Source organism: Mycobacterium adipatum, from assembly GCF_001644575.1.
GTDB lineage: Bacteria > Actinomycetota > Actinomycetes > Mycobacteriales > Mycobacteriaceae > Mycobacterium > Mycobacterium adipatum.
On the sequence record NZ_CP015596.1, the window covers coordinates 3,900,039 to 3,921,049 of the forward strand.

The window sequence follows — 21,011 nt, forward strand, 5'->3', positions numbered from 1 at the left end:
ACGCATGACCACATCCGTCAGCCTCGACGATCTGATCCGCGCCATCAAAGCCGTCCACAGCGACGCCCTGGAACAACTCACCGACGCCGTCCTGGCCGCCGAACATCTCGGCGAAGTGGCCGATCACCTGGTCGGCCACTTCGTCGACCAGGCCCGCCGCTCGGGCGCATCCTGGACCGAGATCGGGGCCAGCATGGGTGTCACCAAACAAGCCGCCCAGAAACGGTTCGTTCCCAAGGGCGACACCGTCGATCCCAACGAGGGATTCGCCCGCTTCACCCCGCGGGCCCGTACCGCCGTCGTCAGCGCCCAGCGCGCGGCACGCGACGCCGAGAACATCGAGATCGGGCCCGAACACCTGACCCTCGGCCTGATCGGCGACCCCGAATCCCTGGCGGTCGCCATCCTGGCGACCCAGGGCGTCGCGCCCGACCAGATCCGCGCCGCGATCACGCTGCCGCCCGCGACCGGCCAGACACTGGACCTCGTCCCGTTCAACGGCCCGGCGAAGAAGGTCCTCGAACTGACGTTCCGCGAGGCACTTCGCCTGGGCCACAACTATGTCGGCACCGAACACCTGCTGCTGGCACTGCTGGAGTCCGAGGACGGCGACGGGCCGCTGCACCGCCTGGGCGTCGAGAAGGACCGCACGACCGCCAAGCTCGTCGAACTGCTCGCCTCCCTCACGGGAATGAAAGCGGACCCGTCGCTGTAGAACAGCGCATGGAACTCAACGCGGCAGCGCGCGAACTCATCGGCGACGGGGTCGACACCACCCTGGTCACCATCAACGCCGACGGCAGCCCGCAGGCCTCGCTGGTCTGGGTCGCGTGGGAGTCCACCCCCGACGGTGACGAACTGGTCGCCGCGCACCTGTCGGACAAGTACCAGAAGGTGCGCAACATCCGGCGGGATCCACGGGTCACCGCGACCATCCTGGCGCCCCGCCAGCCCGGTCAACAGCGCCAATATCTGTCGGTGACCGGCACCGCGCGCATCGTCGAGGGGGGTGCGCCCGACCTGCTCAAGAAGCTGGCCACCGCACTGCTCGGGTCCGACGAGCACTTCCCGCCGGCCGACGCACCCGCCGGTTTCCTGACCCGCATCCGCGTCGAATCGGTCGGCGGCCAGGGCCCCTGGGTCGGCTAAACCGGCGAAGCACCGAGCGTCCGCCGGGCATGTGCCAAGATGCCAAGCATGCGATTGGCAAAGGTCCGCACCTGGTTCGCGGTACTCCTGACAAGCCTGACGGCCGCGGTGGCGGTCGGCATCGCGCCGCCGGCCGCGGCGGCTGTCACCCCGATCGGCAACCTGGGTGAGACGTTGCGCGTGCAGTTCGACGACTTCGTCGCCGACGTGACGGTGCACGATGTGCTGGCCGTGCCGGTGCCGCCCGGATGGGGCTGGAACGGCTCCCCGCGCTGGCGCGCGCAGGGCGGCCCGTGGCGCGCCGGTGTCACCGTGCACGTCATCTCCGCACCCAACCCCTACAAACTGTCCATCGCCACCACGTTCAACGGTGTCACGCCGTACGCCGACGCCTACGCCGCCAAGCACACCGACGCCCCGGACGCGTTGGAGGTGGCGCTGCTCAACGCGCCACCCGGCGCCACTGTCAACGGCGGGGTGTACTGGGACGTCTACCGCGCGTTGGTGACCAATGTGGTGATGATCAACCCGCAGACCGGAACCCACCTGGCGCAGTGGAACATCTGGCAGCCGGGCGCTCCGCTGCCCTGATCGACGTGCGCATCGAGGTACCCACCCCGGCCGACCTGACCGAACTCGCCACCGTCGCGGCCCGCACCTTCCCGTTGGCCTGCCCGCCCGGGGCCACCGAGGACAACGTCAACGCCTTCATCGCGGCGAACCTGTCCGAGACGGCGTTCGCCGGTTATCTCAGCGATCCAGACCGGTTGCTGTTGATCGCCCGCGATGACACCCGAATTCTGGGCTACGCCATGCTGATTCGCGGAGTTCCCGAGGACACCGACGTGGCGCAGGCGGTGCCGCTGCGACCGGCGGTCGAACTGTCCAAGATGTACACGCTGGCGGACGTGCACGGCGCGGGTGTCTCCGCCGCGCTGATGGCGGAATCCCTGCGGCGCAGTGCCGACGCCGCCTGTGTCTGGTTGGGCGTCAACCAGAAAAACGTACGGGCACAACGGTTCTACGCCAAAGCCGGTTTCCGGGTCAGCGGCACCAAGACCTTCCGCCTCGGCGACACCGTCGAGAACGATTACGTGATGGTGCGCACCAGCTGATCGATCAGCTCGACGACGATTGCGCCGCGGCCGTGAGAGCCAGCATGCGCGACGTCGCGCGCAGGTACTTCTTGCGGAACCCGCCGGCCACCATCTCGTCGCTGAAGATGGTGTCCAGCTTGGTGCCCGAGGCCAGGATCGGGATACCGGCGTCGTAGAGCCGGTCGGTCAGGGCCACCAGCCGCAGCGCCACACTCTGATCGTCGATCGGGTGCACCCCGGTGATGAACACCTCGGTCACATCGTCGATCAGCGCGTGATAGCGCGACGGGTGCATGGTGGCCAGATGCGCACACAGTGCATCGAAGTCATCAAGGGTGGCACCGGGTTTGATGGCCGCGGCGGTGCGCACCTGCTCGTCGGTGAGCGGTTCCGGGGCCGGGGGCAACCCACGGTGCCGATAGTCGGGGCCCTCGATGCGGATGGTGGTGAAGATCGCGGACAGCGCGTTGATCTCACGCAGGAAGTCCTGCGCGGCGAACCGGCCCTCGCCGAGCTGCTCGGGCAGGGTGTTCGAGGTCGCCGCGATCGATACGCCGCGCTCCACCAGCGCCGAGAGCAGCCGCGAGATCAGCGTGGTGTTACCGGGGTCGTCGAGCTCGAACTCGTCGATGCACACCACCGCGTAATCGGCGAGCAGGTCGATGCACTCGGTGAAGCCGAACACCCCGGCCAGCTGGGTCAGCTCACCGAACGTCGCGAACGCCGTCGGCGCCTCTCCCCCGGACAACGTGTAATACGTGGAGGCCAGCAGGTGGGTCTTGCCGACGCCGAACCCGCCGTCGAGGTAGATACCGACGCCGGGAAGCACCTCGCGCTTGCCGAACAGCTTCTTCTTACCGGCCCGGCGCGCGCTGGCCTGCTCGCAGAAGCTGCGGCAGTGCCCGACGGCGGCGGCCTGCGACGGCTCGGCCGGATCGGGGCGGTAGGTGTCGAAGCTGACATCGGCGAAGGTCGGCGGTGGAACCAGCTGTGCGACCAGCCGCTCCGGGGTGACGCTGGGTCTCCGATCGACCAGACCGGCGACATCGCCCGTGCTTTGCATGTCAGGCACCCTAGCGACGTGCTGCAATGTTGCCCATGTCGGATAGCGCCGCTGGGACGGATCTCACAGCTCTCGGACCGGTCTCCACGGTCGAGGAGAGCCGGTTGGAGCAGTACTACGCCTACCCGGAGAGCGTGAGCTCGTGCTGGGTGCGGGCCAACTTCATCAGCAGCCTCGACGGTGCCGCCACCGCCGAGGGACGCTCGGGTGCACTGGGCGGGGCCGGGGACCGGGCGGTGTTCCGGCTGATGCGCGAGCTGGCCGATGTGGTGGTGGTCGGCGCGGGCACCGTGCGCGTCGAGTCCTACTCCGGCGTCCAGCTCGGAGTCCCCGAACGGCAGCGCCGGTGCGCGCGCGGACAGCAGGAGGTGCCACCGATCGCCATCGTCACCCGCTCCGCCGACCTCGACCACGACCTGCCGGTGTTCACCCAGACCTCGGTGCCGCCGCTGGTACTGACCGCCCATGACACCGCCACCGACGCGCGCGCCCGGTTCGCCGGCCTGGCACAGGTGTACGACTGCTCGGGCGCCGACGCCGCCGACGTCGATCTCGGCGCGGTCCTGCGCACCCTGAGCACCCTGGGTCTGCCCCGGGTGCTCACCGAGGGCGGGCCCAGCCTGCTCGGCACGTTCATCGCCGACGGCCTGCTCGACGAGCTGTGCCTCACGATCGCACCGACGGTCGTCGGCGGCGGGTCGAAACGGATCGCCGACGCGCACCGGGAGCTGATCACCCGGCTGCGGCGCCGTCATGTGCTCGGCGATGACGAGGGCTATCTCTACACGCGCTACAGCCGCGACTGATCGGGAGCCGGCGATCGCTACTGTGGTCGGCATGCGTGTGGGGATTCTGCCGACGATCGCGCTGTCGTCGGTCGCGGTGCTGCTGACCTCGTGTGCCCCACTGCTGGCCGCCAACCCGCGCTACGCCACCGATGACGGTGCCGGCCCGCAGGGCGCGCCGACCACCACCGCGCAGGCCGACGGGCCGCCCGCCATCGAGGCGCCGAAGAACGATCTGTCCTGGTCCGACTGCACCTCCCGGGTGTTCAGCGACGCCGCGGTGCCCGCGCTGCCCGGCATCACGCTGGACTGCGCCAGCTATGACGCCGACCTCGACCCGATCAAGGGCGCCAACGGCTCGATCAACATCGGCGTGGTGCGGGCCACCTCCGTCGACACCCCCGCCGACGCCGGGCCGGTGGTGATGACCACCGGCACCGACCTGCCGTCGTCCTCGCAGCTGCCGGTGTGGCTGTCGCGCGCCGGCTCCGACATCCTCAAGACGAATCCGATCGTCGCCGTCGACCGGCGTGGCACCGGCATGTCGGAGGCCATCGACTGCCGCGACCTGTTCGATCGGCAGGAGATGATCGACCAGACCCAGTTCGAACCCGGTGACGACCCGGTGGCCAAGCTGAGCGCCATCGTGCAGGCCGCCACCACCACGTGCACCGACACCATCGCCCCCGGCGATTCGGCCTATGACAACGCCCACGCCGCCGAGGACATCGAGCGGCTGCGCAGCACCTGGGATGTCCCGGCGATCGCGCTGATGGGCATCGGCAACGGCGCGCAGGTCGCCTTGGCCTACACCGGCTCTCACCCGGACAAGGTGGCGCGGCTGGTGCTGGACTCCCCGCTGCCGCTGGCCGTCGGCGCCGAAGCCGCCACGGAACAGAAGGTGAAGGGGCAGCAGGCCGCCCTGGACGCGTTCGCCGCGCAGTGCGCCGCCACGAATTGCCCGCTCGGACCCGACCCCAAGGGTGCGGTCGACGCGCTGCTGACGGCCGCCCGTAACGGCGACGGGCCGGGCGGCGCCTCCGTGGCCGCGGTGGCGGACGCGATCAGCACCGCGCTGGCGTTCCCGCGCGGTGACCGGGTCAGCGCCACCAATGCCCTCGCCGCGGCCATCGCCTCCGCGCGCGCCGGCGACACCAACGCGATGGCCAACCTCATCACCCAGGCCGAGACCGTCCGGCAGACCGACGGTCAGTTCGTCAACAGTTGCAGCGACGCCCTCAACCGGCCGACCCCGGACCGGGTCCGCGAACTCGTCGTCGCATGGGACCGGCTGTACCCGCAGTTCGGCACCGTGGGCGCGCTGCGGATGGTCAACTGCCTGAGCTGGCCCAGCGGCACCGCGCCGCAGGACCCCAAGGACCTCAAGATCCCGGTGATGCTGCTCGGTGTCCAGAACGATCCGATCGTCGGCAACGAAGGGGTCGCCGCGGTGGCCGCGACCATCATCAACGCCGGCGCCAACAGCAAGCGGGTCATCTGGCAGGGCATCGGACACGGCGCCAGCATCTACACCGCGTGCGCGCTTCCCCCGGTGATCGGCTACCTGCAGAGCGGCAAGCTGCCCGAGACCGACACGTTCTGCCCTGCCTGAGTGGACCGACAGACGGCCCGGTGTAAATTGCGCAGGTGTCGTTCCAGCAGTCCGTCCTGAACGCGTTTCGCCCCCGCACCGCACCGCCGTCCACCGCAACGATCCTGCGGTCGATCCTGTGGCCCATCGCCATCCTGTCGGTGATCCACCGCAGTTATGTGCTCGGTACCAACGGTTACATCACCGACGATTTCGGCCCCGTCTACCGCGCCGTGGTCAATTTCAAAATGGGCTGGGACATCTACAACGAGAACTTCAACCACGTCGACCCGCACTACCTGTACCCACCCGGCGGCACTCTGCTGCTGGCGCCGTTCGGGTACCTACCGGTCGACGCGGCGCGCTACTGGTACATCACCTTCAACGTCATCGCCTTCCTCATCGCGGCATACCTGTTGCTGCGGATGTTCAACTACACGCTGAGCTCGGTCGCGGCACCGGCACTACTGCTCGCCATGTTCTGCACCGAATCCGTCACCAACACTTTGGTGTTCACCAACATCAACGGCTGCATGCTGCTGGGCGCGGTGCTGTTCTTCCGGTTCCTGCTCAAGGGCGGGGTACGCGCAGAACTGTTGGCCGGTGCCGCGATCGGGTTGACGCTGGTGGTCAAACCCTCGCTGGCACCGCTGCTGCTGCTGCCGGTGCTCAATCGCCAGTTCTACACGCTGATCACCGCTTTCGGGGTGCCGCTGGTGTTCAATGCCGCGGCCTGGCCGCTGGTGTCGGATCCGATGAACTTCGTGCACCGCACCGCCCCGTACATCCTGGAAACCCGCGACTACTTCAACTCCTCGATCCTGGGCAACGGCATCTACTACGGGCTGCCGATGTGGCTGATCCTGGCGCTGCGCATCCTGTTCCTGCTGCTGGCGGTCGGCAGCCTGTACCTGCTCTACAAGTACTACCGCGAACGCGATCAGCTGTTCTGGCTGCTGACCTCCTCAGGTGTGCTGCTCACCGCGTCGTTCCTGGTGCTCTCGCTGGGCCAGGGGTACTACTCGACGATGCTGTTCCCGTTCCTGATGACGGTGGTGCTGCGCAACTCGGTGCTGCACAACTGGCCGGCCTGGCTGGCGGTGTACGGGTTCATGACGATGGATCGCTGGCTGCTCGGGCACTGGCCGACCACGGGACGCTTCCTGGAATACATGAAGATCACCTACGGCTGGTCGCTGCTGTTGGTGGTGGTGTTCTGCGTGTTGTACTTCCGCTACCTGGACGCCAAGTCCGAAGGCAGGCTGGATTCGGGGATCGATCCACCGTGGATGACGGATGAGCATCGGCGCGCTAGCGTGAAATCATGACAACCCCCGGCCCCAAGCTTGAGCTGACCGACGACCAGTGGCGCGAGAAGCTCAACCCCGCCGAGTTCGCAGTGTTACGCCGCGCCGGCACCGAGCGGCCCTTCACCGGTGAATACACCGACACCAAGACCGCCGGGGTGTACCAGTGCCGGGCCTGCGGCGCCGAATTGTTCCGCAGCACCGAGAAGTTCGAATCCCATTGCGGCTGGCCGTCTTTCTTCGACCCAGCCGACTCCGACGCGGTGATCCTGAAACGGGACGATTCGCTGGGCATGACCCGCGTCGAGGTGATCTGCGCCACCTGCCACAGCCATCTCGGACACGTCTTCGAGGGTGAGGGCTATCCCACCCCGACCGACCAGCGCTACTGCATCAACTCGATATCGCTTCGTCTGGTGCCTGCCGACTCGAACGCAACAGACTGAGCATGGCCGCCGGCGTCAACGGCGCCGTGTACAGGTAACCTTGGGCCACCTGACAACCGTAATCGCGTAACAGCGCGGCTGTTTCGGGATCCTCCACCCCCTCGGCCACCGTGGTCAGCCCGAGTTCGTTGGCCAGGTCGATGACGGCACGCAGGATGGCCGCCGCGCGTTTGTCCACCAGCACGGTGGTGACGAAGGCACGATCCAGTTTGAGCTCGTCGACGTACAGTTCCCGCAGATACGACAGTGCCGAATAGCCGCTGCCGAAATCGTCGATCGCGACGCGCACCCCCGATTGCCGTAACCGCTTGATCACCTCACGCGCGCCTTCGGTGTTGCCCAGCAGCAGATCCTCGGTGATCTCGATGGTCAGCAACTCGTGCGGCAGACCCCGTCGCCGCAGCGCGCGGCCCACGGTTTCGGGCAGCGTGGAATCGCTCAACGAGGGCGCAAACACGTTGACCGCGACCGGAACCAGCAGACCCAGATCCCGCCATTGCGCGATCTGATCGAGCGCCTTGGCGAACACGAGCTCGGTGATCGGCCGCATCAACCCGTGATCGCGCACCAACTGCAGGAACTGGTCAGGGGCCAGCAATCCGCGGTCGGGATGCGGCCAGCGCACCAGTGCCTCCACCCCGACGATGGACCCGTCACCCAGTGCGAACTTGGGTTGGTAGGCCAGCGTGAGTTCCTGGTTGTCGATGGCGTGGCGCAGCTGTCCGAGCAACTTGTAGGCGACGGTGCTGTCGTACGCCAACGCCGTGCGGTCACGCTCCGGCGCGTCCGCCACGGACACATCGGCAGGGCTGAAGGTGTGCACGCCGGGGGTCCGCGAACGCTTCGCCGCATACATGGCCATATCCGCCTGTTTCAGCAGCAACTCCGGTGACACCTCCGCGTCGTCGGCAGACACCATCGCCAGCCCGGCGCTGGGCCGCAACAACAGATCATGGCCGTCGACGACAAAAGGTTCGTCGAACGCTCGCAGGACCTCGCGAGCCACCTCCCGCGAGGCGACGTCATCGCCTTCCATCAGCACGACGAACTCGTCGCCCCCGATGCGCGCGACCGTGTCGCTGGATCTGGCTCGGGCCAGGGTCCGCGCGGCCACCTGCACCAGCAGTTGATCACCGGCGGGGTGCCCCAGGCCGTCGTTGACAAGCTTGAAATCGTCGAGGTCCAGCGACAACACCGCCACCGACTGCCTGTTGTCGCGGCGGTGCAATGCCAACGCGTGCTCCAGCCGGTCCTGGAAGAGCGCTCGATTGGCCAGCCCGGTCAGCGGATCGCTCATCGCCTGCGCCGCCACCGCGGCCAGCAGCCTGCGATTCTCGGCCACCACGATGAACTGACGCAGCAACACCAGCATGATCAGCAGCACCGAGGCGATCAGCGCGGGCGGCATCCCGGGCGTCGTGCCGAACCGCGCCACCGCGGCACCGATGGCGATCACGATGGGCACATAGGGCAGCCACATGGCCACCTGTGAGAACGAGCGCTCGCCGGCAACCCGCTGCTGCGGTACGCCGGTACACAGCCCCGCGAGCGCGATCAGCAACAGCCCGAGCGCCCAGCCCACACTGCTGTACCCCGTCAACCTGAAATCGTTGTGCGAGTTCATGTAGACGAAGATGGAGTCGGCGATGGTCATCAGCGCCATACCGACGGTCAACAAGGTCAGCGGCGTTCGGTGCGGCGCGGGCGCCCGCCCGAGCAACAGCATCGCGACGGTCAATGCCAACAAGTCCGCGATCGGGTAGGCCAGGGCCACCCCCACCGCGAAGCGGCTCGCTCCGCCCGCTTCGAACAACCCACCCAGTATCGTCAGCCACCCGATCTGGAAGAACGCGGCCGTCACGATGAAACCGTCCAGAGTCAACCGCGTGTACGTGTAGCCCGAGGCGCCGACCGGCGCGATGAGAAGCCCGATGCAGATCGACAACGGCAACATCAGATACGCGATGTCGGCCGCCGACGGGAACGGTGAGACCTTCAAAAACCATTCGTAGTAGGCCCACAGCACCGAACCCACGGTCCACCCGGCCAGCCCGATCGCGATGAACGCCGCCGAGATGCGCTGCCTACCGCGGCAGCGAAACGCGGTATGCGCGGCACAACCGGTGGCGAACAGCGATAGGACCACGAACACGTTGTCCTCGAACGCGATTCGGAAGTCCTCCGAACCCCACCCGCCCAGCAGCCAGACGCAGAAAGCCAAGGTAGCAACCGTAGCCACTGCCCCGACACGGCCGACCATCGGCATTCCAGAACGCTAGCAAAATTCCGATATCCCAGGTCCGAACTGGGATGACAAATTTACGGAAGCTTCGCGAGCAGCTGCTCGACCGCGACTCGCGGCCCGGTGAAGAACGGGGTCTCCTCGCGGACGTGCCTGCGCGCCTCGGTGTAGCGCAGCTTCCACATCAGCTCGACGATGCGGCCCAGATCGGGGCCCTCGAAGGCCAGGATCCACTCGTAGTCGCCGAGCGCGAACGCCGGCACGGTGTTGGCGCGCACATCCGGGTACTCGCGGCCCGCCATACCGTGATCGACGAGCATCTTGCGCCGCTCGTCCTCGGGCAGCAGATACCAGTCCAGCGAGCGTACGAACGGGTAGACGCAGACGTAGTCGCCCGGGTCCTCGCCGGCGATGAAGGCCGGGACGTGGCTCTTGTTGAACTCGGCGGGACGGTGCAGCGCGACCACGCTCCACACCGGCTCACTGGCCAGACCCAGCGTCGTGCGGCGGAAGGCCGAGTAGGTGGCCTGCAGGTCTTCCACCCGCTCGGCGTGCGTCCAGATCATGTAGTCGGCGTCGGCACGGAACCCCGTGACGTCGTACAGGCCGCGGACCACGACGCCGTTGTCCTCCTGCTGTTTGAGGAACGTCGCGGTCTCGTCGATCACGGCAGACCGGTCCTCGTCGAGCGCCTCGGGTTGAACGGCGAAGACCGAGATCATCATGTACCGGGTCATCGAGTTGAGCGTGTCGTAATCGAGCTTGGCCATGGACCTATCGTGCCACGCCGGAGGTCACCAGTTTCGCGGCCGCCCTGGTCGCCGATCCCACACATGCGGGCACCCCGATGCCATCCAGATAACCGCCGGCGACCGCCAGCGTCGGCGGCAGTCCGGCACGCAACTCGGCCACCAGATCGACGTGCCCGGGGCCGTACTGGGGCATCGCGTCGATCCAGCGCTGCACCCGGTGGTCCACCGGGTCCGCGGCGACGGAGAACACGTTCTGCAGATCCTCCAGCGCCCAGTTCAGCAATTCGTCGTCGCCGACGCTGCCGGCCACGTTGTCCCCGAACCTGCCGTAGGACAGCCGCACCAGCTCCACGTTGCCGTGGCGGCCCCATTTGCGCGACGTCAGCGTGATGGCCTTGGTGTGCAACCGTTCTCCGGTGGCGACGAGTACTCCGGACTGATCGGGCAGCGGGGTGCCACCGGGCAACGCCAACGCCACCAGCGCGGTCGAGGCGACCCCGATGCGGCGGGCGGCGGCAGCGCTGGCCGCGGCGATGGGCTCGACCAGGCGGGCCAGCCGCGGCGCGGGCACCGCGAGCACCACGGCGTCGGCCGGCCAGTGCCCGCCCTCGTCGTCGACGAGCTCCCAGCCCTGCCCGCAGCGCTCGAGGCGGTCGATCCCGACCTGCGCCCAGCGCAGGTCGGCGCGCCGGGCGAGTTCCTCGACCAGCACCCGGTAGCCGCCGTCCAGCGCCCCGAACACCGGGCCGGGCCGGGGGGCGGGCAGCGCGTTGCGGACGGCCTCGGTCAGGTTGCGGGCGCCACGATCGAGGGCGGCGGCCAGTGCCGGCAGCGCCGAGCGCACCCCGATGGTCGCCGCCGAACCGGCGTACACGCCGGTGAGCAGCGGTTCCACCGAGCGGGTGACGACCTGCGCGCCGAACCGGTCACCGACCAGGTCGCCCACCGACGCATCGGCGGCCGGGCGCCAGGAGAACGAGCGGCGGGGTTCGTCGGCGATCTGGGCCACTGTGGCGGCGTCGACGAGTCCGGCCACCGATTCGGCCTGTGCCGGGATGCCCTGCAAGGTGCCGGCCGGCAGCGGATGCAGCGCGCCCTGGCTGTAGATCAGCGGCCGGGCGCCGACACTGGCCACCTGCCTGCCGGACAATCCGAGCTCGGCCAGCAGCGCGGTGACCTCGGGGCGGCGGGTGATGAACGCCTCGGCGCCGACATCCATCGCCATCCCGCCCACCTGTTCGGTGCGCAGCACGCCGCCGAGCCGGTCGGCCGGGTCGAACAACGTGATCGACGCGTCCGGCCCCGCCGCGACGCGCAGCCGATAGGCCGCGGTGAGGCCCGAGATGCCTCCGCCGACAACGCAGTACGTGGACTTCACAATGAATGCACCAGTTCGACGAGCTCGGTCACCACCGCCGGGTCGGTGCTCGGGAGTACACCGTGACCCAGGTTGAAGATGTGCCCGGACGCGCCCGCGGCGATGGCCGCGCGGCCGTCCTGCACGACTGCCCGCGCGGCGCGCTGTACCACCGGCCAGCCGGCCAGCAGGACCACCGGATCAAGGTTGCCCTGCAACGCCGTACCGGGCCGGACCCGCCCGGCCGCGGCTTCCAGCGAGGTCCGCCAGTCCACCCCCACCACAGTGGCCCCGGCCTCGCCCATCGCACCGAGCAGTTCGGCGGTGCCGACACCGAAGTGCGTCATCGGCACACCGCGCGCCGCCAGCGTCGCGAAGATCCGTGAGCTGTGCGGCAACACATGACTGCGGTAGTCGGCCAGCGACAGCGTCCCGGCCCACGAATCGAACAGTTGGATGGCGTCGACGCCGGCGTCGAGTTGGGCCGCCAGGAACTCGATCGTCAGATCGGTCAGCGAGGTCATCAGCGCATGCCAGGTGTCGGGCTCGGCGAACATCATCGCCTTGGTCTTCTCGTGGTTGCGGCTCGGACCGCCTTCCACCAGGTAGGACGCCAGCGTGAACGGTGCACCGGCGAACCCGATCAGCGGTACCTCACCCAGGGCCGCCACCAGCAGCGACACCGCGTCGCTCACCGGTGCGACCGCAGAGCGCTCCAGCGGTCTGAGGGTGTCGACATCGGCCCGGGACCGGATCGGGTGCTCGATGACGGGCCCGACGTCCGGCACGATGTCCAGCGCCACCCCGGCCGCCTTCAAGGGCACCACGATGTCGGAGAACAGGATGGCGGCGTCCACGCCGTGCCTGCGCACCGGTTGGAGGGTGATCTCGCAGACCAGTTCCGCGTCGAAGCAGGCATCGAGCATCTTGTGGTTGGCACGCAGGGCCCGGTACTCGGGCAGCGACCGCCCGGCCTGACGCATGAACCACACCGGGGTGCGGCTCGGGGTGCGGCCGGTGGCGGCGGCGAGAAAGGGCGACTCAGGCAGGTCACGACGGGTGTTCATCGAGCCCTATGGTGCCATGTGCGCCGAGATCGGCGCGCCTGCGCACGGGTGAGACGAGATGGGTCTAGCGTCGGGGTCTGTGACGTCCGCCGAACCGGCTCAATTCCGCACCGCGGTAGCGGCGATGAATGCCGCCACCGTTCGGCCGGAGATCGAGCTGGGACCGATCCGTCCGCCGCAGCGCCTGGCACCCTTCAGCTACGCGCTGGGGGCCGAGGTGCGCCACCCCGACGCCGCCGTGGTGCCGGAACGCTCCGAGGGCGACGCCTTCGGTCGGCTGATCCTGCTGCACGATCCCGAGGGCGCCGAGGCCTGGGACGGCACCATGCGCCTGGTCGCCTACATCCAGGCCGACCTGGACTCCACCGAGGCTGTCGACCCGCTGCTGCCGGAGGTCGCGTGGAGCTGGCTGGTGGATGCGCTCGCCGAGCACGGGGAAGCCGTCACCGCCCTGGGCGGCACGGTCACCGCGACCACCTCGGTGCGCTACGGCGACATATCCGGGCCGCCACGCGCCCATCAACTGGAACTCCGCGCCTCCTGGACGGCCACCAACCTCGAGTTGGGCCCGCACGTGCAGGCCTTCTGCGAGGTCCTCGAGCATGCGGCCGGCCTGCCGCCGGCCGGCGTGACCAGCTTGGGTTCCCGCACCCGCGCCTGATGACCGAGCCCGACGAAACATCCGGGGACATACCCGAACCGGAACCGACTCCGCTGCTGGCCCCTGCCGACGGCGTGCCGCCGGTCGCCAGCTATCCCAGTGAGATCGCGCGGGCCGCCGAGCAGTTGGCCGGCGGCACAGGAGCGTTCGCGGTCGACGCCGAGCGGGCCTCGGGATTCCGGTATTCGAACCGTGCCTACCTGTTGCAGATCCGCCGGGCGGGTGCGGGCACCGTGCTGATCGATCCGGTGAACCACGGTGGCGATCCGCTCCAGGTGATGGCGCCGCTGGCCGAGGTGCTCAGCACCGACGAGTGGGTGCTGCATGCCGCCGACCAGGACCTGCCGTGCCTGGCCGAGTTGGGCATGACCCCACCGAGCCTCTACGACACCGAACTGGGGGCCCGGCTGGCCGGCTTCGACCGGGTCAACCTCGCCGAGATGGTGCGCCGACTGCTGGGCCTTGGCCTGGTCAAGGGGCACGGCGCCGCCGACTGGTCCAAGCGCCCGTTGCCCGCAGACTGGCTCAACTACGCCGCACTCGACGTGGAGGTGCTGCTGGAGCTGCGGGCCGCGGTGGCCGCCGCGCTCGACGAACAAGGCAAATCCGATTGGGCCGCACAGGAATTCGAGTTCCTTCGCACAGTCGAACCGACGGTCACCCGACGCGACCGGTGGCGCCGCACCTCGGGCATCCACAAGGTGCGCGACCCCAGGGCGCTGGCCGCGGTGCGCGAGCTGTGGATCGCCCGTGACCAGATCGCGCAACGCCGCGATATCGCGCCTGGCCGGATCCTGCCCGATGCCGCAATCGTCAACGCCGCCACCGTCGATCCCGATACGGTCGAAAAGATCGTCGCGCTCCCCGTTTTCGGCGGCAGCCGGCAGCGTCGCAGCGCCCAGGTGTGGCTGGACGCCCTGGCCAGGGCCCGCCAGGATCCGAACCCGCCGACGGGTTCCGAACCACTCACCGGCCCACCGCCGCCGGCCCGCTGGGCACGGCGCAAGCCGGAGGCCGCCGAACGGCTGGAGGCTGCGCGAAGTGGTTTGTCCGAACTCTCGCAGAAGGTTTCGGTTCCCACCGAGAACCTCCTGACACCCGACACGGTGCGGCGACTGTGCTGGGACTGGCAGCCGGTCGAGAACATCGAGGCAGCCGTCGACGACTTCCTGGCCCACGCCAGGGCCCGGCCGTGGCAGCGAGAGCTGACGGTGCCGGTGCTGACCGAGGCGTTGACGCCATCGCCCCCCGCATCGTCGGATTGACGGGATCGCAGACATGGCCGAAAAGTCGGAGACGCACGACGAAAAGGACCGTCAGCGGTTCGCCGACCGCGTCCTGAGCATCGTCGAGGACGCGGTGTACTGGGCCATCGCGGTCATCCTGGTGGCCGCAGCGGTGGCCCTGCTGGTGGCCCAGGTGAAGACCATGTTCTCGTTGCTGGACACGCCCACCTCCAACGTCATGCTGGAAATCCTGGACGGCGTGCTGCTGATCTTCATCTTCGTCGAGCTGCTGTACGCCGTGCGGACCAGTCTGCGGTCCCATGAGATCGCCGTGGAACCGTTCTTGATCGTCGGAATCCTGGCCTGCATCAAGGAGATCGTGGTGCAGTCGGTGGAAGCGGCCAAGCTCGTGGGCCAGGGGCCGGAATTCGCCAGGACCATCGTCCATACCGGAGTGCTCGGCGCACTGGTGCTGGTACTGGCGGCGGCAGCGTGGATACTGAGGCAACGCGCCCTGGCAGCTCCCCCTGAGGAATAGGGCGCCGCCACCGCGGTCTCCTACTCGGACTTCCGCACCGACATGTCGGCGTCGGCGTCGAGTTCGGAGTTGTTCAGCGCGGCAACCCAGCCGGTGATCTGCCGGGCGATGTGCCGATCGGTCAGACCGATATCGGCCAGCACTTCACTCCGTGAGCCATGTGCCTGAAATTCCTGTGGCACACCGACATCGCGGCACGGTACGTCGATCTCGGCCGCCCGCAGCGCGGCGGACACCGAGGATCCGATACCGCCGTGCACACCGCTGTCCTCCACGGTGACGACCAGCTTGTGCGCCGACGCCAGTGCGTGCAGCGCCTCGGGCACCGGCAGCACCCACCGCGGGTCGACGACGGTGACGCCGATGCCCTGCTGCTGTAGCCGTTGCGCGGCCGCAAGCCCCATCTGGGCGAACGATCCGACCGCGATCAGCAGGACATCTTCGGAGGAGCCCGGACCCGGTTTGGCCAGGATGTCTACTGTGCCACGCCGCTCGAGCGCCGGGATGTCTTCGCCGACAGAGCCTCTCGGGAAGCGAATGGCCGTCGGACCGTCTTTGACGTCCACCGCCTCGCCGAGTTCCTCACGCAGGCGCGCGGAGTCACGGGGCGCCGCCACCCGCATGCCGGGCACGATGCCGAGGATCGACAGATCCCACATGCCGTGGTGGCTGGCGCCGTCGGGGCCTGTGACACCGGCACGGTCCAGCACGATGGTCACCGGAAGCTTGTGCAGCGCAACGTCCATCATCATCTGGTCGAACGCGCGGTTGAGGAAGGTCGAGTAGATGGCCACCACCGGGTGCATGCCACCCATGGCGAGACCGGCCGCCGAGGTCATCGCGTGTTGCTCGGCGATGCCGACGTCGAAGAGCCGGTCCGGGTAGAGCTGACCGAAGGCCGCCAGACCGGTCGGGCCGGCCATGGCCGCGGTGATCGCGACGATATCGCGGCGACGCTTGGCGATCTTGATGAGCTCATCGGAGAAGGTGCCCGTCCAACCGGGCGCGGAAACGGCCGTCGCCTGCCCGGTGAGCGGATCGATGATGCCGCAGGCGTGCATCTGTTCGGCCTCGTCGGCCTCGGCAGGCGCATAGCCCATGCCTTTGCGCGTGACGACGTGCACGATGACCGGTGCGTTGAAGCCGCGGGCATGTCGCAACGCGGCTTCCACGGCGTGCTCGTCGTGACCGTCGATCGGGCCCACGTACTTCAAGCCCAGGTCGGTGAACATGGCTTGCGGCTGCAGCGCGTCCTTGAGCCCCGCTTTGACGCTGTGCATGCACTGGTAGCAGACCTCGCCGATCAGCGGCACACCGCGCACCACGTCGCGGCCCCGTTCCAGGAACTTCTCGTAGCCGGGCTGCAGTTGCAGGGCGGCCAGGTGATCGGCGAGCCCGCCGATGGTGGGCGCGTAGCTCCGGCCGTTGTCGTTGACGACGATGACCACCGGCCGCCGGGCGGCGGCGATGTTGTTCAGCGCTTCCCAGCACATACCGCCGGTGAGCGCGCCGTCGCCGACGACGGCGACCACATGCCGATTGCGGTGCCCGGACAACTCGAAGGCCTTGGACAGCCCGTCGGCATAGGACAGTGCGGTACTGGCGTGGCTGGACTCCACCCAGTCATGCTCGCTCTCGGCGCGTGCCGGATAGCCCGACAGACCGTCCTTCATCCGCAGCTGGTCGAAATCGGCGGCACGCCCGGTCAGGATCTTGTGCACGTAGGACTGGTGCCCCGTGTCGAAGATGATCGGATCATGCGGCGAATCGAAGACCCGGTGCAGCGCCAATGTCAGTTCGACGACGCCGAGATTGGGGCCCAGATGTCCGCCGGTTGCAGCGACCTTGTGAATCAGGAATTCACGGATCTCACCGGCCAGCTCGTGCAGCTGAGACTGGGACAGGTGCTGCAGATCGGCGGGACCGCGGATCTGTTTAAGCATCCCGCCAGTTTAGCCACGTAACACCCTTCAGTCCTGTCGAGGCTGGTAGATGTCGGGCACTCCATCCCGATCATCGTCGGCGGTCTCGGCGACGTGGATCCGGCGATATGCGGCGTTTCGGGTGGTGAGCAGCACCGCCGCCAGGAGCGCGGCCAACAGCGATCCGGTCAGGACTCCGACTTTCACGAATTCGTCACGGGCGGGGTCCGGGTAGGCGAGATCGCCGATCAGCAGCGACACCGTGAAGCCGATGCCGGCGAGCATCGAGACCCCCAGCACGTCGATCCAGCGCAGCGAGGCGTCCAACTCGGCGCGCGTCACCTTCGACAACGTCCAGGTGGTCAGGAAGATGCCGATCGGTTTGCCCAGCACCAGGCCCGCAACGATGCCCAGGGTGATCGGCGACCCGAGCGCATGCGCCAGGCCGTCGAAGCCGCCGAGAGCCACCCCGGCCGCGAAGAAGGCGAATACCGGGATCGCGATGCCTGCCGAGATCGGCCGGGTCTTGTGCTCGAAGTACTCCGCCATGCCCGAACCCAGGTCGTCGCCGCTGCGGGTCACCGATCGGTGTACCGGCACCGCGAAACCGAGCAGCACGCCGGCGACGGTCGCGTGCACACCGGATTCGTGCATCAACACCCAGGTGGCGATCGACAGCGGGATCAGGATCCACCAGGCCTTGATCCCGCGCTGCACGCACAGCGCGAACAGGGCCAGCGGTACCGCCGCCAGCGCGAGCGCGGTGATATCGAGGGTCTCGGTGTAGAACACCGCGATCACGGTGATGGCCAGCAGGTCGTCGACGACGGCGAGGGTCAGCAGGAACATGCGCAGCGCGGAGGGCAGGTGCGTCGAGATGACCGCGAGCACGGCCACCGCGAAGGCGATGTCGGTGGCGGTGGGGATGGCCCAGCCATGGGCCGCACCCTCGCCCTCGCGAGCGGCGATCGCGACGAAGATCAGCGCGGGCACGACCATCCCGCCCACCGCCGCGGCGATGGGCAGCGCGGCCCGGCCGGGATCACGCAGATCACCGGCCACGAATTCGCGTTTGAGCTCAAGGCCGACCACGAAGAAGAAGATGGCGAGCAACCCGTCGGCCGCCCAGTGCCCGATGGACAGATTCAGGTGCAGGCCCAGCGGTTCGGCGCCGAGCGTCAGGTCACGTAGCCCGAAATATGCACCGGCCCAAGGGGAATTCGCCCACACGATGGCGCTCGCCGCGGCGATCAGCAGGATGATGCCACCGACGGTCTCCTTGCGGAGAACCTCCGAGACGCGGTTGGTTTCCGACCACGACCCGAGGGACAGCAGTCTGCGGCGGTTGCTCATGGGGCTCCTTGGTCAGCATTACGAGACGCCGACCAGACTTCCCGGCACACCGGGGACAACCCTATACGTCGTCGGGTTCGTTGTCCGGGCGAGTCCAGCCCAGGATCATCGCCGGTGAGCAGCCGCCGATGAGCAGCACCGTCAGTGTCAGCAGGCCACCGGCATACGCCATGTCGGTGTCGGTGCCACCGGTGATGACGGAACCGAAGATCAGATAGCAGACCGGGATCATCATCAAGTTCTGCGTGATGGTGAGCCCGATCGACCGGGCGCTGTTGCGTTGCGCGATCTCGAACTCGTCGAGCGCCTGTACGGGAGCATCACCGCGACGGCTGGACACGATCTGCAAGGCGATCCACACCGGAAGGAACACCAGGGTGGCCGGCAGCCACACCAGCGGCGCCCACGGGACCCCGAATGCGCAGAGCACACCGACACCGAACATGACGGCGAACGTGACCAGCAGCGCGACGACGAGGACGCGGCGGCGTCGCCGGGTGCGCCAGCCCGGTAGCGAATGCGCCCAGACCTGTTCTCTTTTCAGGAAACGCTGGGTGCGGAACTGCTGGTAACGCTCGATCAGGTCTGTGTCAGCCACGGGGGCCGTCTCCTTCGATTCGTCGGTACACATGGGCGGACAGCGGCGCGAATGCGGTTCGGGAGAACACCGCCTCCACCGGCAGGTCGAACACGTCGCAGATCCGGAACGCCAGGTCCAGGCTCGGGTAGTGATCGCCCCGTTCCAGCGCACCGATGGTCTGTGGGTTCACCTCGATGAGGGTCGCCAGATCCGCCCGGCTCATGCCACGCTCGGCGCGCAGGACGCGGATGCGATTGTGGATCGGGAGAGATTCCCCCCGTTTCACCGGACTCATGCAACGTAGTGTTATGAAAACACAATGAACTGTCAAGGTAAACCAACACGCGATGCGGTCAGGCCGCCCCGCGCGCTGCGATGCCCGATGTCGAGCGGGTCATCCACCGCGCGACCGGACCACCCATCGGGACGACGCCCGGGAGTCGCGCCTGCTCACGGTTCGCGCCGATGCTGCGAAGTGATGGACAGCACGACCTGTGATGCGGTAAAGTCGAACACATGTGCGACTCCTCATGTTTTCGTGGGTAGTTTTGGGCGTAATCCGCCGAGGCAGAGGTAGATCATTGCGGTCAGCGCTCGGGCGGAGTGGTGGCCGTAGCCGCGGGCGTTGATGAGGCGAATCTTGGCGTTGATGCCCTCAATGAGGGCGTTGGATATTCCGAGTTCGACGGCGGCGATGACGGCGTCGAAGTGTTCTTGGAGGCGTTTGCCGAGTTCGACGAATGAGGGGATGCGGCTGCGTTTGGCCGCAGTGATCCAGGCCTTGAGGAGTGCGCGAGCGGCGCCGGGTTCGTGATCGAGTCGGTAGAGGTCGCGTAGTTGTTCTTTGAGGGTCCATGCTCGTCCGACGCGTCGGCTGGCGCGCGCGATCTGGTTGACCAGTGCCCGTTTGGTGTCGTTGAGTTTGTTCTCACCGGTACGCAGGGCCCATCGGGTTTGACGCCATTGTGCTGAGGTCATGACGACTTTGTTCGGGCCGCTGGCGGCGTCGGCGAAGACGCGGTCCAGAGCTCGGTTGACCCACAGCATGATGTGGAACGGGTCAAAGCAGATGGTCGCCTTGGGCACGTGTTCTCGGGCGGCAGCTTGGTAGGCCTTGCTGACATCCATGCTGACCGCTTCGATGGTCTCCAACGCCGAATCTGGTTGGGATTCAAAGAATGCTGCGAATGAGTCTTCGCTGCGTCCGGTCTGGACATCGATGACGGTTCCGGTGTCATGATCGCCGATGATGGTCAGATAGTGGTGCGGGTGGCGGTAGCAGATCTCGTCGACACCGATGCGGTAGAGGGTGTCGAGTCGGCGTTGATCAAGCAGCTCATCGACTCCGCGGGTGATGATCGAGGTGACCGATTCCCAACTGCACCGCATCAGGGTCGAGACCGTCGTGCGGTCGGTGCGCTGAGCAAGCCACAACACCATGTCTTCGAAGTCTCGGCTGAACCTGGCTCCCGGTCGGGCCCAGGGCACGTCTTCGGTGATGACCCCGCAATCCGGGCAGTGCAACCGGCGGATGCGGTAAATCAGCCATAGTCGTTTCGTGCCCAGGTCGAGGTGGCGCCATCGCCGCCGGCGACGGTCATAGACGGCCCTCACGCGTTTGCTGCAGGGGCAGGTCAGCAGCCGCGTTTTGGGCCGTACGGTGACCTCTACAACGTGGTCCCCGATCGACACGTCGACCACCGATGCGCCGGGGATCTGAAGAAGACGGTTAAATGCAGTACTGACGCGCACGCGGATGGATCCTCTGGTTGAGGTTGGTGTGGTAACCCCGAAACCTAGAGGCACACCGCGTGCGCGTCCTTCATCTCTACGCTGACACGCCGAGAGCGCTTGTGCTGCAGTATGAACCGACCC

General features: G+C 67.6%; 21 protein-coding genes. 11 read left to right on the plus strand and 10 right to left on the minus strand.

The features are described from left to right. The first annotated feature begins 4 nt into the window (after positions 1-4). The 4 genes from A7U43_RS18475 to A7U43_RS30365 are packed head-to-tail and all read left to right on the plus strand — an operon-like array spanning position 5 to position 2,264. Complete coding sequence (locus tag A7U43_RS18475) at positions 5-715, plus strand: Clp protease N-terminal domain-containing protein (protein ID WP_067998226.1); 711 nt, start codon at positions 5-7, stop codon at positions 713-715. Positions 716-723: 8 nt separating this feature from the next. Next, positions 724-1,149, plus strand: a complete 426-nt coding sequence (locus A7U43_RS18480; RefSeq protein WP_067998228.1) for a PPOX class F420-dependent oxidoreductase — start codon at positions 724-726, stop codon at positions 1,147-1,149. Positions 1,150-1,197: 48 nt separating this feature from the next. Continuing rightward, complete coding sequence (locus A7U43_RS30360) at positions 1,198-1,740, plus strand: hypothetical protein (protein ID WP_067998230.1); 543 nt, start codon at positions 1,198-1,200, stop codon at positions 1,738-1,740. Continuing rightward, entirely contained in the window at positions 1,740-2,264 is a 525-nt protein-coding gene (locus tag A7U43_RS30365; RefSeq protein WP_068003104.1) for a GNAT family N-acetyltransferase, read from the plus strand. Before A7U43_RS30360 ends, A7U43_RS30365 begins: the two co-directional genes overlap by 1 nt. Positions 2,265-2,268: 4 nt before the next feature. On the opposite strand, the gene zapE is transcribed toward A7U43_RS30365, so the two are convergent. Next, on the minus strand, positions 2,269-3,309 hold the full coding sequence (gene zapE / locus A7U43_RS18495; protein ID WP_067998232.1) for a cell division protein ZapE: 1,041 nt from the start codon (positions 3,307-3,309) through the stop codon (positions 2,269-2,271). 35 nt (positions 3,310-3,344) lie between these two features. Here zapE and A7U43_RS18500 point away from each other — a divergent pair, with 35 nt between their 5' ends. Genes A7U43_RS18500 through msrB form a run of 4 tightly spaced genes read left to right on the plus strand, consistent with a single transcriptional unit; the run spans position 3,345 to position 7,438 of the window. After that, the gene (locus A7U43_RS18500; protein ID WP_067998234.1) at positions 3,345-4,115 is read left to right on the plus strand and encodes a pyrimidine reductase family protein; all 771 of its coding nucleotides are present in this window, start codon (positions 3,345-3,347) and stop codon (positions 4,113-4,115) included. Between the two features lie 31 nt (positions 4,116-4,146). Further along, on the plus strand, positions 4,147-5,706 hold the full coding sequence (locus A7U43_RS18505) for an alpha/beta hydrolase (protein ID WP_068003107.1): 1,560 nt from the start codon (positions 4,147-4,149) through the stop codon (positions 5,704-5,706). A gap of 26 nt (positions 5,707-5,732) precedes the next feature. Further along, a complete protein-coding gene (aftC, locus tag A7U43_RS18510; RefSeq protein ID WP_067998236.1) occupies positions 5,733-7,013 on the plus strand; it encodes an arabinofuranan 3-O-arabinosyltransferase in 1,281 nt (426 codons plus the stop codon). Continuing rightward, on the plus strand, positions 7,010-7,438 hold the full coding sequence (gene msrB, locus A7U43_RS18515) for a peptide-methionine (R)-S-oxide reductase MsrB (RefSeq protein ID WP_067998238.1): 429 nt from the start codon (positions 7,010-7,012) through the stop codon (positions 7,436-7,438). Before aftC ends, msrB begins: the two co-directional genes overlap by 4 nt. On the opposite strand, the gene A7U43_RS18520 is transcribed toward msrB, so the two are convergent. From A7U43_RS18520 to hemE, 4 genes are all read right to left on the minus strand, one after another. Continuing rightward, the gene (locus A7U43_RS18520; protein ID WP_156525958.1) at positions 7,386-9,659 is read right to left on the minus strand and encodes a putative bifunctional diguanylate cyclase/phosphodiesterase; all 2,274 of its coding nucleotides are present in this window, start codon (positions 9,657-9,659) and stop codon (positions 7,386-7,388) included. The genes msrB and A7U43_RS18520 overlap by 53 nt on opposite strands. Positions 9,660-9,757: 98 nt before the next feature. Then, complete coding sequence (gene hemQ / locus A7U43_RS18525; RefSeq protein WP_067998242.1) at positions 9,758-10,450, minus strand: hydrogen peroxide-dependent heme synthase; 693 nt, start codon at positions 10,448-10,450, stop codon at positions 9,758-9,760. Between the two features lie 4 nt (positions 10,451-10,454). Then, the gene (locus A7U43_RS18530) at positions 10,455-11,810 is read right to left on the minus strand and encodes a protoporphyrinogen oxidase (protein ID WP_067998244.1); all 1,356 of its coding nucleotides are present in this window, start codon (positions 11,808-11,810) and stop codon (positions 10,455-10,457) included. Beyond that, positions 11,807-12,856, minus strand: a complete 1,050-nt coding sequence (gene hemE, locus A7U43_RS18535) for a uroporphyrinogen decarboxylase (RefSeq protein ID WP_067998246.1) — start codon at positions 12,854-12,856, stop codon at positions 11,807-11,809. Before hemE ends, A7U43_RS18530 begins: the two co-directional genes overlap by 4 nt. Positions 12,857-12,914: 58 nt before the next feature. On the opposite strand from hemE, the gene A7U43_RS18540 reads away from it, so the two are divergent. From A7U43_RS18540 to A7U43_RS18550, 3 genes are read left to right on the plus strand one after another with little or no spacing between them, the layout of a single operon-like run. Continuing rightward, entirely contained in the window at positions 12,915-13,517 is a 603-nt protein-coding gene (locus A7U43_RS18540) for a DUF3000 domain-containing protein (protein ID WP_197499871.1), read from the plus strand. Further along, positions 13,517-14,782 carry an HRDC domain-containing protein gene (locus tag A7U43_RS18545; protein WP_067998250.1) on the plus strand — a complete coding sequence of 422 codons (1,266 nt, stop codon included), beginning with the start codon at positions 13,517-13,519 and terminating at the stop codon, positions 14,780-14,782. Before A7U43_RS18540 ends, A7U43_RS18545 begins: the two co-directional genes overlap by 1 nt. Positions 14,783-14,795: 13 nt before the next feature. After that, positions 14,796-15,281, plus strand: a complete 486-nt coding sequence (locus A7U43_RS18550) for a phosphate-starvation-inducible PsiE family protein (protein ID WP_067998252.1) — start codon at positions 14,796-14,798, stop codon at positions 15,279-15,281. Positions 15,282-15,301: 20 nt separating this feature from the next. On the opposite strand, the gene dxs is transcribed toward A7U43_RS18550, so the two are convergent. The 5 genes from dxs to A7U43_RS18575 form a co-directional block, all read right to left on the minus strand. Next, positions 15,302-17,224, minus strand: coding sequence for a 1-deoxy-D-xylulose-5-phosphate synthase (gene dxs, locus A7U43_RS18555; protein WP_067998254.1), 1,923 nt, complete (start codon positions 17,222-17,224; stop codon positions 15,302-15,304). Positions 17,225-17,251: 27 nt separating this feature from the next. Further along, complete coding sequence (nhaA, locus tag A7U43_RS18560) at positions 17,252-18,556, minus strand: Na+/H+ antiporter NhaA (RefSeq protein WP_067998255.1); 1,305 nt, start codon at positions 18,554-18,556, stop codon at positions 17,252-17,254. A 61-nt stretch (positions 18,557-18,617) separates the two neighbouring features. Beyond that, entirely contained in the window at positions 18,618-19,154 is a 537-nt protein-coding gene (locus A7U43_RS18565; protein ID WP_067998256.1) for a hypothetical protein, read from the minus strand. Next, positions 19,147-19,431 carry a helix-turn-helix transcriptional regulator gene (locus A7U43_RS18570; protein ID WP_067998260.1) on the minus strand — a complete coding sequence of 95 codons (285 nt, stop codon included), beginning with the start codon at positions 19,429-19,431 and terminating at the stop codon, positions 19,147-19,149. Before A7U43_RS18570 ends, A7U43_RS18565 begins: the two co-directional genes overlap by 8 nt. A 233-nt stretch (positions 19,432-19,664) precedes the next feature. Further along, the gene (locus tag A7U43_RS18575; protein WP_197499869.1) at positions 19,665-20,888 is read right to left on the minus strand and encodes an ISL3 family transposase; all 1,224 of its coding nucleotides are present in this window, start codon (positions 20,886-20,888) and stop codon (positions 19,665-19,667) included. Between the last annotated feature and the right edge of the window lie 123 nt (positions 20,889-21,011).

What these genes read in the sequence shown, in the direction of transcription:
- A7U43_RS18475 (WP_067998226.1), top strand. Translation starts at nt 5, where the DNA reads ATGACCACATCCGTCAGCCTCGACGATCTGATCCGCGCCATCAAAGCC.
- A7U43_RS18480 (WP_067998228.1), top strand. Translation starts at nt 724, where the DNA reads ATGGAACTCAACGCGGCAGCGCGCGAACTCATCGGCGACGGGGTCGAC.
- zapE (WP_067998232.1), bottom strand. Translation starts at nt 3,309, where the DNA reads ATGCAAAGCACGGGCGATGTCGCCGGTCTGGTCGATCGGAGACCCAGC.
- dxs (WP_067998254.1), bottom strand. Translation starts at nt 17,224, where the DNA reads ATGCTTAAACAGATCCGCGGTCCCGCCGATCTGCAGCACCTGTCCCAG.
- A7U43_RS18500 (WP_067998234.1), top strand. Translation starts at nt 3,345, where the DNA reads ATGTCGGATAGCGCCGCTGGGACGGATCTCACAGCTCTCGGACCGGTC.
- A7U43_RS18505 (WP_068003107.1), top strand. Translation starts at nt 4,147, where the DNA reads ATGCGTGTGGGGATTCTGCCGACGATCGCGCTGTCGTCGGTCGCGGTG.
- hemE (WP_067998246.1), bottom strand. Translation starts at nt 12,856, where the DNA reads ATGAACACCCGTCGTGACCTGCCTGAGTCGCCCTTTCTCGCCGCCGCC.
- A7U43_RS18545 (WP_067998250.1), top strand. Translation starts at nt 13,517, where the DNA reads ATGACCGAGCCCGACGAAACATCCGGGGACATACCCGAACCGGAACCG.
- hemQ (WP_067998242.1), bottom strand. Translation starts at nt 10,450, where the DNA reads ATGGCCAAGCTCGATTACGACACGCTCAACTCGATGACCCGGTACATG.
- A7U43_RS18540 (WP_197499871.1), top strand. Translation starts at nt 12,915, where the DNA reads ATGGGTCTAGCGTCGGGGTCTGTGACGTCCGCCGAACCGGCTCAATTC.
- A7U43_RS30360 (WP_067998230.1), top strand. Translation starts at nt 1,198, where the DNA reads ATGCGATTGGCAAAGGTCCGCACCTGGTTCGCGGTACTCCTGACAAGC.
- nhaA (WP_067998255.1), bottom strand. Translation starts at nt 18,556, where the DNA reads ATGAGCAACCGCCGCAGACTGCTGTCCCTCGGGTCGTGGTCGGAAACC.
- A7U43_RS18570 (WP_067998260.1), bottom strand. Translation starts at nt 19,431, where the DNA reads ATGAGTCCGGTGAAACGGGGGGAATCTCTCCCGATCCACAATCGCATC.
- msrB (WP_067998238.1), top strand. Translation starts at nt 7,010, where the DNA reads ATGACAACCCCCGGCCCCAAGCTTGAGCTGACCGACGACCAGTGGCGC.
- A7U43_RS18550 (WP_067998252.1), top strand. Translation starts at nt 14,796, where the DNA reads ATGGCCGAAAAGTCGGAGACGCACGACGAAAAGGACCGTCAGCGGTTC.